This is a genomic window from Allobacillus sp. SKP2-8 (assembly GCF_007559355.1).
Classification (GTDB): Bacteria; Bacillota; Bacilli; order Bacillales; family Alkalibacillaceae; genus Allobacillus; species Allobacillus halotolerans.
In genome coordinates, this window is record NZ_VMHF01000003.1 from 114853 (window position 1) to 127717 (window position 12865).

Here is a 12865-nt window from a genome sequence, read left to right on the forward strand (position 1 = left end):
GATTAAAGTAGAGAGGAAAAATCTATGTTAGCGACATTATTATCTATAATGATTATTCTTTTGCTGTTGAATTTTCCGATGATGATTCCGCTGATCTTGGCACCCGTTGTCATTATGCTCATTTATAATCCGAATTTAAGTATGGACATTCTAATGAAGCAGCTGATGACAGGGATTGAATCACCGGTATTGTTATGCGTTCCGTTATTTATTTTCGCAGCGGATATCATGACAGCAGGTAAAACTTCAGAGCGTTTATTGGATTTCGTCGGTGCGTTCATCGGTCACATTCGTGGAGGGTATGCTGTAACAACAGCAGCAGCTTGTACGATGTTTGGTGCCATTTCAGGTTCAACGCAAGCGACTGTTGTTGCGGTAGGACGTCCGATGAGAGAAAGATTACTGAAAATAGGATACAAAGATTCCCAAGCAATGGCCTTGATTATCAATTCCAGTGATGTGGCGCTATTGATTCCGCCAAGTGTGGGAATGATTATTTATGCACTGGCGGCAGGTTCAGTATCAGTTGGGGATCTATTCATTGCCGGAATTATTCCAGGTGTAATCGTATTTCTGGCATTTGCAATATACAACATTATTCAAGCGAAAGTGAAGGACATTCCTCTGGGTGAAAAAGCCAGCTGGAAAGAACGCTTCGTTCATTTTAGAAAAGCACTTTTACCGTTAGGGTTCCCAATTATTATCGTCGGTGGGATTTATACAGGTACATTTACACCGGTTGAAGCTTCTGGGATTTCTGTGTTGTATGCATTGATTTTGGAAGTAATGATCTTCCGGACAATTAAATGGAAAGAAATCCCTAAAATTTCTTTGTCGACAGGATTGGTTACATCAGCCGTTTTCATCTTGGTCGCTGGTGGACAGCTTTTCACTTGGGTAATCGGCTTTGCCGGTATTCCAAGAATGATTACAGAAGCAGTTCTTGGAACAGATCCAAGCGCATTATTCGTCCTGTTGATGGTCAGTGTGTTTTTCTTCGTTGGATGTATGTTTGTTGATCCAATAGTAGTTATTTTGGTATTAACACCAATCTTTGCTCCAGCTGCTGAAGCGGCAGGAGTTGACCTGATTCACCTTGGAATCATCGTTACTTTCCAAGCAGCATTAGGATCTGCAACACCACCATTTGGTGTTGACATATTTACCGCAAGTGCGGTATTCAATAAACCTTATTTGGAAGTTATCAAAAGTACACCGCCCTATATCATTATGCTCATAGCAATCGGGTTGTTGTTGGTATTCTTCCCAGAGTTATCATTAGTACTTATTCAGGAATAAAGTGAACTGTTCTAAGCAGTTCCTTTAAATAATGGCTCTGTTGAAGTTTAATGTTGAAATTTAAAACATGAATAAAGCACAGAGTTGTTGAATTGTGAGGAGCGAAGGTGGCGACTCCAGCGGGAAAAGCACGAGTCTCGAGACCCCGCAGGCCAGGGTGTTGGGCCGAGGAGACTCGAGCCGTGCCCGCGGAAAGCGTCCACCATAGCGAATCACAATAACAACAACGGACTTCAAACATAGCCAAATAAAAAATACATTACAGGGGGTAATGAACATTTTTAACAAAAAGTATTTGTTAATGTTAGCATCAATTTTTGCATTAAGCTTACTGCTAGTTGCATGTGGCGGTGGCGATAGTGAAGGAGACTCAGGAAGTGAAGGGTCTGACGAAGAATCAGGATCCGAAGAAGAATCTGGGTCCGAAGAAGAGTCCGATTCAGGTTCAAGTGAAGGAAGTGAAGAAGCTTCTGGAGATTTCGAATCTGATCAATGGCGCATGGTGACTGAAGAACTTCAAGGCGAAGTACAGTTTGTATATGCACAAGAATTTGCGAAACGAATTGAAGAAAAAACAGATGGTGCGATTACGGTTGAAGCACTAGAATATGGCGCTTTAGGTAGTGAAACAGACCAAGCACAACTGCTACAGCAAGGCGGGGTTGAGCTGGCTGTTATGTCTCCAGGTTTCACTGGAGGACAAGTTCCAGACGGTCAAATTTTCTCTATGCACTATTTGTTCCCGACAGATCAAGACCAAATTCACCAGATTTTAAAGGATAGTGAAGCATTAAATACAGATCTTCGTGAGAAATATGAAGAGCATAGCATCTCACCTTTAGCTTATTGGAGTGAAGGTCAGATGGCTTGGACAAGTAATACAGCAATTAAATCTCCATCTGATTGGGAAGGCTTGAACGTACGCGTACAAGAATCTCCATTAATGCGTGAGTCTTATGATGCTTATGGTGCTACAGTTCAATCATTGAGCTGGGGTGAGCTGTACACGGCGTTAGATCGTGAAACAGTTGATGCACAAGAAAACCCAATCTTCTTCATTGAATCTGCAAGCTTTAATGAAGTACAAGATTATATGATGATTTCTGGTCACAACAACTATGTTGCGATGACAACTGCGAATACAGAATGGTATAACGGTCTTGACGATAATGTTAAAGCTGTAGTTGATGAAACAATTACAGAACTACAAGACTGGGTATTCGACGAACAGAAGAAACAAAACGAAGCTGGTCTTCAAGCAATCAAAGATGAAGGAAGTACAGAAGTCATTGAATTTGATGAAGATCAAATTGCTGAATTCAGTGAAGCAATTCAGCCAGTTCACGAGTATTACCGTGAAGAAGTAGAAGGAATTGACCCTGAATTGTTCGATAAACTGAAGAGTGAGATCGAAGAAGTTACAGGTGAATAAGTAAGTTTAAAATGTATATGAAATTGATGAAGCTAGCTGCGGTAAACTGCAGCTAGCTTTTTCTGCTATGATTAGCAATAATATCGGACGGTCACATGCTAAATGTGTCTTTGAAGAGCGAAAAACAAGTCCTAAACTTATAAATATCTGTAAGGATGAAGTGATTCAATATTCGACAAAAAAAGTGTATACTCATAACATGTCAATTTAACTAATTCTGTCATTATCGCCTCAATTCGAGATGAAGCTTGTTAAATGTAGAACGCTTTGGGGAAGATAAGGATTAGGAAAAGAAACAACTGTGCTAGAAGTTGAGGAGTGTTTGTCGAAATGGAATGGGGTTTATTAGCGGAGTATGGCTGGGTGCTCCTCGTCCTGATTGGATTGGAAGGAATCTTGGCTGCAGATAATGCTCTCGTTTTGGCTATTATGGTTAAACATTTGCCAGAAGAGGAACGCAAAAAAGCTTTATTTTATGGATTGTTTGGAGCATTTGTTTTACGTTTGGGCTCTTTATTTATTATTTCTTTTCTCGTCGATGTATGGCAAATGCAAGCAATCGGTGCAGCATATTTGTTATTTATCTCTTTAAATCATCTATTTAGAAAATTTATATTGCATCGTAACGAAGATGAATCCACAGAAGATGCGGCGGTCAGCAAGCCGAAAAAGGGTTCAGGTTTTTGGATGACTGTCGTCAAGGTTGAATTTGCGGATATTGCATTCGCAATTGATTCTATATTGGCTGCTGTTGCGTTGGCGATGGCATTACCGAATACCGATCTACCGCAAATCGGTGGAATGGATGGCGGTAAATTTCTTGTCATATTGGCTGGTGGATTAATTGGTGTCGTCATTATGCGATTTGCAGCGACGTATTTCGTCAAATTGCTTAATGAGCGGCCAGGTTTGGAATCAGCTGCATTTATCATTGTAGGTTGGGTAGGTGTGAAGCTTCTCGTGATTACGTTAGCTCACGAAGATATCGCAATCATTCCACATGATTTCGCAGAATCGACTTTATGGAAGCTTACCTTTTATATCGTGCTCGTACTCATCGCCTTAATTGGTTGGTTTTCCTCAAGTCCATCGAAAAGTGAAGACCTGTCTGATCAAGAAAAAGAAGCGTTAGAAGACATGGAAAATAAGGATTGACGACGACAAGCTGGAGGGGAAACTCTTCAGCTTTTTTTCATTCGATATATGTAGGAGCCCAAATGCCCAAAACCCCCTTGTCCTGTGGTCTTTTTTAAAGCTCAGTTTCATACAATAGGGGAGACTGGGAGGATGATGACATGTCTGAATATAAGTATTTTATGGGAGGTACCACCGCAAAAGGGTATGTTAATTTCTATGAAAATTTAATTGAACAACTCGACCATGTTCTTTACATTGAAGGTGGGCATACATCGTTGATCAGCCCACTGTTAAAAGATGTGGCTTACCAAATGAAAAACCAATTGAATATTGACTATATTTATAATCATATTCAACGAAATGAACTTGAAGGAATTGTCTTCACTGATTTAAATGCAGGTATTTTCGATCGTTCGAAAATGAATATTAGACGGATGAAATGGCCACTTATCAAAGAAAGCTTGTTATTCTTTGGAGAAGGTTATAGTAAGGAAGGGTTAACGGAGAAAAAACAATTATTAGTAGAATTAGAAAAACAAATAGAAGAGGTCCACACGCTAGCTGTTCAAAGCTTTCAAGCAGCTCTTACGATCCATCATGAGGTGGAAGATGTTTATGCTCCCTATATGGATTTTGAAAAAGCGGACCGAGAGACAGAACGCTTGAAAAACGATATATTTGAAAAAAATAAATTAAATAAACCATCGTGTGTACATCACCGTTATTTAGGTGCAGCCACACCAGACGGACCACGTGATTTCATTCAAAACTTAACGAGTCAAGTAAGTCGGAGAATTTTTATGAAAGGCAATTCAGGGTCTGGAAAATCAACCGTTCTTCGCAAGATTGCCCGCGAAGCACAAGACCGGGGTTTTGATGTAGAAGTCTACCATTGTGGATTCGATCCGACGAGCCTTGATATGGTAACCCTTCCGGAACTCGAGGTTGCCATGTTCGACGCAACCGGCCCGCACGAACATGATCCAAGTCTGATCAGTGATGAAGAATTGAACCTCTCTGATCAACTTATGACACAAGATTTGCCGAAAAGAGAGCAACAAAGAGTCAGTTTATTGAAGATGGATTATCGAGTAAAGGTCGACGAGGCAACGGCTTACTTAAAGCGTGTCAAAGAGCTTCAGGATGAGTTTGAAAGAATTTATCATGAAAATACCATTCCTGAATTTTATAATGTTGCGAAAGAAGAATTGATGAATTGGGTGGATGAAAGAAAATAAGCAGTAAATACAACTTCTTTGAACCATACCGGAGAGAAACAGGCGCTTTAAAATATGAACAGCTAAAAGATGATCTCGAATATAATCGGAGATCATCTTTTTTAATGCCCAGAAGTATTGTTGAGATTCAACGAACAACAAAGTATCTGTCATTCGTCGATGGGATTACTTTTTTAAAGTTTCGGAATATGAAATAATAAGATATACCAATAAAAAGAAGGAGTGTCGCATGATGCCAACAGAGGCTACATTAAAGAAATATGCCGAGCTTGCTGTGAAGGTCGGTGTGAATGTACAAAAAAAACAACCAATCTTTATTAATGCTCCAATCGAGGCGAGAGACTTTGTGCACCACGTTGTGGAGGAAGCTTATAACGTCGGGGCGGAAAATGTAACGGTTAACTGGTCAGATGAAGTAATCACAAGAAAGAAGTATGAAAACGAACCCCTACATGTTTTAGAAAACATTCCTGATTGGTTAGTGGACAAACAAACAGGACATGTCAAAGATGGCGGGTGCATTCTAACTGTCTATGCACCGAATCCTGACCTATTGGATGGGATTGAACCAGAGCGAATCGCAAAAGCGAATAAAGCGGCTGGAGAAGCATTGAGTGAGTATCGTGAATACATGATGAGTGATCGTATTCAATGGTCAATCGTGTCAGTTCCTACAGAAAAATGGGCCGCAAAAATATACCCCGATAAAAAAGAAGAAGAAGCAATGGATGAATTGTGGAAAGAAATTTTCAAAATCGTCCGCGTCGATCAAGAGGATCCAATTAAGGCTTGGGAAGATCATAATGAAACACTGCATGATATTCGAGATTATTTAAATGAGAAAAAATATGTCGCGTTAGAGTATCAATCAGCTACTACGGACCTTCGAATTCAGCTACCAAAAGGCCATATATGGGCAGGCGGAACAGCAAAATCGGTAAAAGGTGTTATTTTCAACCCGAATATGCCGACAGAAGAAGTATTTACTGCACCGCATCGAGAAGGTGTAGAAGGAACTGTTCGGAATACGAAGCCGTTAAACTACAATGGCAATTTAATCGATGACTTTAAGTTGACGTTCAAAGATGGAAAAGTGGTTGATTTTGAAGCAGGTAAAGGAGAAGAGACACTTAAACATTTATTGGACACAGATGAGGGAGCCGTTCGACTTGGTGAAATAGCCTTAGTTCCTCATTCTTCACCTATTTCACAGTCAGGCTTAATCTTTTTCAATACGCTTTATGACGAAAATGCTTCTTGTCACTTAGCGCTTGGCCAAGCATATCCGACGAACTTGGAAAACGGCGAAAATATGAGTGCAGACGAACAAAAAGAGGCAGGGATCAATAAGAGTTTAATACATGAAGATTTCATGATGGGATCCGCCGACTTAACCGTTTATGGAATTACTGAAAATGGCGATAAAGAAGAGATTTTAAAAGACGGCGAATGGGCAATTCATTCATAGAAATAACTTCTGTTAAAATTCCTTGGTAAAATTTGATATATTTGTGGAAAGTATAGTCACAAAGAACTATAATAGAACAATAAGTTGGAACAGAAGGTGGAGATTGGATTGTCACTTATTGGTCAAACAATCAAATGGCATCGCATACGCCAAGGAATTACACAAGAGCAGTTAGCAGAAGGTATTTGTTCAAGCGCCTATTTAAGTAAATTAGAAAATAACCAAATCTCATTTAATAAAGAGATTGTCAGCCAATTATGTGAACGATTGGAGCTTCCTGTTGAAAAATTCATTGCTCCTTCTGATGAACATGTAAAGAAGACGTTGGAAAACTGGATCGATGCGTTACATCATTATGATTTGAAAAAAGCAGATACTTATTATCAAGAAATTCAGTCACAAGATGAAAAAAAGATAGCTGTTGAACTCAGTTACTTATATGAATTGACGTTATTCGGTCACTATTTATTGACGCAACAATATGAAAAATTTAATGAGAAATTCACGTATTTGCAAAGCTTTTCTTGGATTTTGGAAGAACATTATCCGTATAGCTATCACAAATTTATCGGTTACTATTATTTGACGAAGTTTTATTGTTCGAATGCCATCAAACACTTCAAGCAAGCAGAAAAGATGATCAAAGACACGTCTGATCCTGAACTTTACTTGATGATCGCGAATGCATATACGCGGATGGAGATGATTCTTCGGTCCAATAAATATGCACTAAAAGCATTTCAAATTTTTCAAGCAGAATTAGACTATACACGTGTGATCAGCTGTCAAATTATCCTGGGGATGAATTATTGTTTGATTGAAGACTTCGAAACGGCAGAGAGCTATTTCAGAAAGCTTAGGGACCTAGACGATTCTCAAGTAGGTAGTTTGATTAAATCAGTTATTTATATGTGTGAAGGTATGATGGCCATGCAGAAGCAGGAATATGAAATGGCCCGAGAATACTTTATGAAAGCAACTGCACGTCAAACAAATCATGAAGTAGAATTAAGTTCCTATCATTATTTAGCTATGACGTATTTTTATCTTGGTGAAAATGAACGTGCATTTGAAGAATTAAATAAAGGAATCAATGTAGCTAAAACGTACCAAAATATTCGATATCAATTTAAATTAAAATCGATTTTGTACTATCTTCGTGAACAACACGAGGAATTGAATCAATTACTGTTCAAAGAGGCGATTCCGTTCTATCAGAAGTTAAATGAAGAACATGAGCTATGCAGTTATTATTTGCTGGCTGGCAGTGTTATGAATGAAATGAAACGGTACAAGGATGCGACGAAATACTTGATGGCTGCCTACAGAATCAATCGTAGTGAAGATACGTTTTTACCTAACCTAAAATCAGCAAAAGCAAAGCCTGGATTACCGTTACTCACATATTGACACGGTTGACGACCAAGCAAAAAAGCGATCCCAATGTCATGTGCATGACTGCGGGATCGCTTTTTTATATTGTCTATTTGAGATTAAAAGATTAAGTGTGCAATACCAACGATGATTGGTAGTGTAATTGCCGTACGCATTAAAAAGATTACGAGTAAATGCCAGAAGTTCACAGGTACTTTAGAAGCAAGCAGTACACCACCGACTTCTGAAAGATAGATTAACTGTGTCACACTCAAGGCCGCAACGACAAAGCGTGTCATGTCATTGGCAACACCTTCGATAATAATCGCAGGTAGAAACATATCCGTGAAACCGACGAGCAATGTCTCTGCTGCCGCTTTTGCTTCAGGAACTTGCAACACTTCCAAAATCGGAACGAATGGAGTACCAATCCAAGTGAAGAAAGGTGTGAATTCGGCGACGATGACACCTAGCGTTCCGATTGCCATGACAATCGGCAAGACACCAATCCACATATCCAAGACATTCTTAATACCAATCTTTAAATAATTAATGAGGTTAGGTGCTTTACTTGCACGATCTACCGCTTGCTTGTAACCCCAAGTAATCGCTGTATAATTTTTAGGAATCGATTCATCCAGTGGTTCTTGATCTTCTTTCAAATACGTATCCGAGAATTTGGATAACGGTGGAATTCGCGGCATAATGACTGCGGCAACGAAACCAGCTAATACAACCGTACCGTATAACGGCAAAAACATGTGCATTAAATCAACTTGACGGACGATGGCAATCGTAAAGGTAATGGAAACAACCGAAAAAGTCGTTCCAATGACTGCAGCTTCACGTTTCGTGTAATAGCCATCTTCATATTGCTTGCTCGTTAATAATACACCGATTGTCCCGTCACCTAACCAAGAAGCCAAGTTGTCGACTGTCGATCTTCCAGGTAGTGTAAAGACAGGACGCATGACTTTCGTTAGCAAGGCACCGACAAACTCGAGTAAGCCAAAGTTTAGAAGAAGCGGCAACAATAAACCAGCGACTAAAAAGACGGCTATTAGAAATACGAGCAAGTCATTCAAAATCATACTGCCTGTTGCACCAGAGTATACGGCTTCCCAACCAACATTGAAATAAGTGAACAAAACAAAAACCATCGCAAGAACACGAACGATCGTCCAAAATAAATTAACCCGGAACAATGAACCGAAAAAGGAATCCGGGTTCACTTTTTTTGGATCCATCAATGTTATGATATAAACAATGACAGACAATATAGCAGCGACAGAGATTAATAGAACGACCAAAATCAATGCGAAATCACCGAGCAAAGCTAAAAACTGATCGGCTAAAAAAGCAACCGCAATTGTCGTTTCCCCTTCGATCGGAATAGGGACCATGAATAATCCAATCCCGATTAAAGATAAAATGATAAACTTTACATGATGAATACCAGCATACTTTTCTTTCAACGAAAACTCCCCCTTAATATTGAACTTATTTTAAACCCTTATGACTATTTATGCAATATCTAGTATAAATATTTTATTAAAGATTCGTGCTTTCTGGCGCTGAGTTGTTGAATTGTGGCTCGCACTGTTGGCGAATCTGGTGGGACAGGAAATAAAAGAACTTCCACTAAAACCACAGCCATCCTGTGGGTAAAAGAGCTCCGCCGAAAGGCCGATCGAAGCCGCCGAAAAACCGAGTGAAGCCGTCGAAAAATCGAGTGAAGCCGCCGAAAAGCCGAGCGAAGCCACTGATAAATCGAGCAGATCTACCAATAATGAATTGCTCCTTTTTTAAAAAACACTTTCTATTAACTAAAATTCGACGTTTTGAGGAGGTACCCCTTTTTTATTTTTCGAAAACCATGGACGCCTTGGTCTAAAATGATGGAATGGACGCTTTAAAGTAAGTAAATAAATTATTTAACAATTTTGAAAATGCTCTTAACATTTAGTGGAAGTTCGTGTATACTAATAGTTGGAACTAAAATAACACTTACACAAACAGAAAAAATACACAGAGATGGTTGTAAATAGGGGGGGGCGTTCTTAATAGTGGTGCATTTCGAAGAGTTAGTCGGCCGATTTGAAGGAGAACTTGGAAGAAATTTATGCAATAAAGAACGAGATTTAGTATCATGGATGGTAAATCAACAAACCCGCAAAAAACAATTCTCAACCGAGAAGCAACATCTCAAACGAAAAACACTGCTCTATTGAGTGGTGTTTTTTTCATGTCACTAAGGTTTAATTAACAGAATAAAAAAATTCCTCTATTCCTTTAATCAATAAATGTGTTATAGTGATAAAAAGTTATTTCTTAACATACATATAATGAACTTAACGTACAAGTCAGGGAATAACGAAAGCTATAAAAGAAGAGTTAGAAATTCTTCATAAAAAAAGAGGTGGATGAGTTGGATCAAAGCAATGGAATGAAAAGAGACGAATGGAAATCAAGACTCGGATTTATGTTAGCTGCCATGGGGTCAGCTGTCGGTTTAGGGAATATCTGGCGCTTTTCATATGTTGCTGGTGAAAATGGAGGAGCTACATTTTTGCTCATCTATATCTTTTTTATTTTAGCGTTCGGCATTCCGTTACTACTGACGGAATTCAGTATCGGGAAAGCTGGTAAGAAAGATGCTGTCGGTTCCTTTATGCGTTTGGCTCCAGGAACAAAGTGGCATTGGACCGGTGTCATGGGTGTGATCGGCGGTACACTTATTTTAAGTTTTTACAGTGTGGTATGTGGTTGGTCTTTGTATTATTTATTTCATTATTTAATTGGAGACTTTTGGACAGAGCCTACAGGCGGGTTTGGACAAAGTTTCGAAAACTGGACATCAACTACATGGGAACCGTTATTTTGGCAGTTTCTATTCATGATCGCTGTGGTATTGGTTGTTATTCGGGGAATTAAGCGAGGCATTGAACGGGCAAATTTGATCGCAATGCCAGCGCTAGCTATTTTGATGGTTGTTCTCGCGGTGTATTCGTTGACGTTGGACGGAGCGAGTGAAGGATTAGCCTTCTTATTCACTCCAGACTGGAGCCAGTTCGGGAATCCACAAGTGTATTTGGCGGCAATGGGACAGGCGTTTTTCTCACTTAGTATCGGCATTGGTGGGATGTTGACATATGCCAGTTACTTGAAGAGTAACGACCGCTTGCCAACTGCAACGGTTGGCATTGGTATCATGGATACAGTGTTTGCCGTCATTGCAGGGATTGTGATTTTTCCGGCTGTATTCAGTTTTGGTGGTGATGTTACTGATGGTCCACCGCTCGTGTTCATCACATTGCCGAGCATATTTGCAAGTATGCCAGCCGGCGGTCTCGTCGGAATCGGATTCTTTGCTTTATTGGTCATGGCGGCCTATTCTTCCGCATTGTCTATGTTGGAGGTCCCTGTAGCATATGTCCATCGAACGTTAGGGCTAAGTCGGAAAGCCGCTGCGATTGTTTGTGGCGCAGTCATTTTCGCTATCGGGGTTACGGTTTCGTTAGGTTATGGCATATGGAGCCATGTGACGATCGTGGAAAATAAAAATATTTTGGACTCAATCGACTACATTACGGGGAATTATATTTTACCGTTGGGCACTATGTTAATGGCCATCTTTGTTGGATGGTACTGGACGAAAGATCAAGCGATTAAAAGGAGCGAAATCAATACGCCTATACTGCAATCCAGTTGGTATTTCATCATCCGATACATCGTACCAGTTGCCATCTTGGTCATTGCCATCACAAGTATTGTTGATAAATAGGAGTTTTTCTACCGTCCCGGCTAAGTGCTGGGACTTTTTGTTGGTCAACATACGTTTTATGATGAACACAGTCTTCATAGAAGAAATTCAATGCCCATCAATGATATACTATTTAACTGAGAAATGAATACAGGAGGAACACAATGTCAGTTTCTTATCAAGCAATCATTGAAAAGATGATCAAAGAGTTACAATCCATTGACGCGAAAACGTCAACAGATCAAATGAAAGCAAAAATGTATTCCGTTCAATCAATGGCAACATTAATTACAGGGTCAGATTACCATGCCAGTTATGACGGTAAACAAAGTACGTCAAACGTGTCCATTTCTGATCAACCAGAAAATTTTTCAATTGAAGAAGCTGAGGCCAAAGTGATGGGAATGTGGCCAAAATCTAAAAAACAGCAACAGATTGAACAAGGGAAACGACTGGATGAAGATGATGCGAACGGAGACTCCATCTTTGATTTCTAGCAACAGAAAAAAGGAGAAATGAACATGAAAGCATTACTGCTGATTGGTGCAATAAACGGCTTTATCGCGGTTGCACTTGGTGCATTCGGAGCGCACGGACTGGAAGGTAAACTCTCAGAAAAATTAATGGGTACATGGGAAAAAGCGGTCCAATATCAAATGTTTCATACGATAGCGATTTTTGCTACAGGCATCTTAGCACTGAAAACAGGGCTCGGAAACTATGTGACTGCAGGTTGGTTCTTTTTTGCCGGAATCATTATCTTTTCCGGAAGTTTATATCTATATAGTCTGACCGAGACGAAAACTTTCGCAATGATTACACCCGTCGGCGGCGTTGCGTTTTTGATTGGCTGGATCGTGTTGGGCTACGCCATCATGAAAATGGTTTAGTATTTGGCTCTGTTAAAGCTTAGTGTTGACTTTTTAATGTAGAACACTGAGTTGTTGAATTGTGAGAAGCGAAGGTGGCGACTCCAGCAGGTCAACTAAAACCGGCCACGTCCTGTGGCCAACGTTGACACTAGCCCGTCCTAGGCGTCGGAACAGCACGAGTCTCGAGACCCCGCAGGCCGTGACCTTGGGCCGAGGAGGCTCGAGCCGTGCCCGCGGTAAAGAAGACACTGCGATTTATCGCAGATGTCGCCCTTATGCCCT

At 40.0% G+C, this 12865-nt stretch carries 11 protein-coding genes; 9 read left to right on the forward strand and 2 right to left on the reverse strand.

The features are described 5' to 3' along the window. Nucleotides 1-24: 24 nt before the first annotated feature. The 6 genes from FPQ10_RS05280 to FPQ10_RS05305 all read left to right on the forward strand — a co-directional run bounded on the left by FPQ10_RS05280 (nucleotide 25) and on the right by FPQ10_RS05305 (nucleotide 7984). Nucleotides 25-1299, forward strand: a complete 1275-nt coding sequence (locus FPQ10_RS05280) for a TRAP transporter large permease (RefSeq protein WP_144161360.1) — start codon at nucleotides 25-27, stop codon at nucleotides 1297-1299. 271 nt (nucleotides 1300-1570) lie between these two features. Continuing rightward, entirely contained in the window at nucleotides 1571-2731 is a 1161-nt protein-coding gene (gene dctP / locus FPQ10_RS05285) for a TRAP transporter substrate-binding protein DctP (RefSeq protein WP_144161362.1), read from the forward strand. 330 nt (nucleotides 2732-3061) lie between these two features. After that, complete coding sequence (locus tag FPQ10_RS05290) at nucleotides 3062-3886, forward strand: TerC family protein (protein WP_144161364.1); 825 nt, start codon at nucleotides 3062-3064, stop codon at nucleotides 3884-3886. A 140-nt stretch (nucleotides 3887-4026) separates the two neighbouring features. Further along, on the forward strand, nucleotides 4027-5106 hold the full coding sequence (locus FPQ10_RS05295; RefSeq protein ID WP_144161367.1) for a hypothetical protein: 1080 nt from the start codon (nucleotides 4027-4029) through the stop codon (nucleotides 5104-5106). A gap of 232 nt (nucleotides 5107-5338) precedes the next feature. Continuing rightward, the gene (locus tag FPQ10_RS05300) at nucleotides 5339-6574 is read left to right on the forward strand and encodes an aminopeptidase (RefSeq protein WP_144161370.1); all 1236 of its coding nucleotides are present in this window, start codon (nucleotides 5339-5341) and stop codon (nucleotides 6572-6574) included. 108 nt (nucleotides 6575-6682) lie between these two features. Further along, entirely contained in the window at nucleotides 6683-7984 is a 1302-nt protein-coding gene (locus FPQ10_RS05305; protein ID WP_186278547.1) for a helix-turn-helix domain-containing protein, read from the forward strand. An 83-nt stretch (nucleotides 7985-8067) separates the two neighbouring features. Here FPQ10_RS05305 and FPQ10_RS05310 read toward each other — a convergent pair whose 3' ends face one another. Both FPQ10_RS05310 and FPQ10_RS05315 read right to left on the reverse strand, forming a co-directional pair. Beyond that, on the reverse strand, nucleotides 8068-9423 hold the full coding sequence (locus FPQ10_RS05310; RefSeq protein WP_246569094.1) for a YjiH family protein: 1356 nt from the start codon (nucleotides 9421-9423) through the stop codon (nucleotides 8068-8070). Nucleotides 9424-9471: 48 nt separating this feature from the next. Continuing rightward, nucleotides 9472-9735, reverse strand: a complete 264-nt coding sequence (locus FPQ10_RS05315) for a hypothetical protein (RefSeq protein WP_144161376.1) — start codon at nucleotides 9733-9735, stop codon at nucleotides 9472-9474. A 641-nt stretch (nucleotides 9736-10376) separates the two neighbouring features. Here FPQ10_RS05315 and FPQ10_RS05320 point away from each other — a divergent pair. The 3 genes from FPQ10_RS05320 to FPQ10_RS05330 all read left to right on the forward strand — a co-directional run bounded on the left by FPQ10_RS05320 (nucleotide 10377) and on the right by FPQ10_RS05330 (nucleotide 12601). Beyond that, nucleotides 10377-11732, forward strand: coding sequence for a sodium-dependent transporter (locus FPQ10_RS05320; RefSeq protein WP_370512024.1), 1356 nt, complete (start codon nucleotides 10377-10379; stop codon nucleotides 11730-11732). Nucleotides 11733-11875: 143 nt separating this feature from the next. Then, nucleotides 11876-12208, forward strand: coding sequence for a DUF5327 family protein (locus tag FPQ10_RS05325; protein ID WP_144161379.1), 333 nt, complete (start codon nucleotides 11876-11878; stop codon nucleotides 12206-12208). A 24-nt stretch (nucleotides 12209-12232) separates the two neighbouring features. Beyond that, entirely contained in the window at nucleotides 12233-12601 is a 369-nt protein-coding gene (locus FPQ10_RS05330; RefSeq protein ID WP_144161382.1) for a DUF423 domain-containing protein, read from the forward strand. Nucleotides 12602-12865 lie beyond the last annotated feature (264 nt).

Coding starts and splice junctions, on each gene's coding strand:
- FPQ10_RS05280 (WP_144161360.1), top strand. CDS start 25: ATGTTAGCGACATTATTATCTATAATGATTATTCTTTTGCTGTTGAAT.
- dctP (WP_144161362.1), top strand. CDS start 1,571: ATGAACATTTTTAACAAAAAGTATTTGTTAATGTTAGCATCAATTTTT.
- FPQ10_RS05290 (WP_144161364.1), top strand. CDS start 3,062: ATGGAATGGGGTTTATTAGCGGAGTATGGCTGGGTGCTCCTCGTCCTG.
- FPQ10_RS05295 (WP_144161367.1), top strand. CDS start 4,027: ATGTCTGAATATAAGTATTTTATGGGAGGTACCACCGCAAAAGGGTAT.
- FPQ10_RS05300 (WP_144161370.1), top strand. CDS start 5,339: ATGCCAACAGAGGCTACATTAAAGAAATATGCCGAGCTTGCTGTGAAG.
- FPQ10_RS05325 (WP_144161379.1), top strand. CDS start 11,876: ATGTCAGTTTCTTATCAAGCAATCATTGAAAAGATGATCAAAGAGTTA.
- FPQ10_RS05330 (WP_144161382.1), top strand. CDS start 12,233: ATGAAAGCATTACTGCTGATTGGTGCAATAAACGGCTTTATCGCGGTT.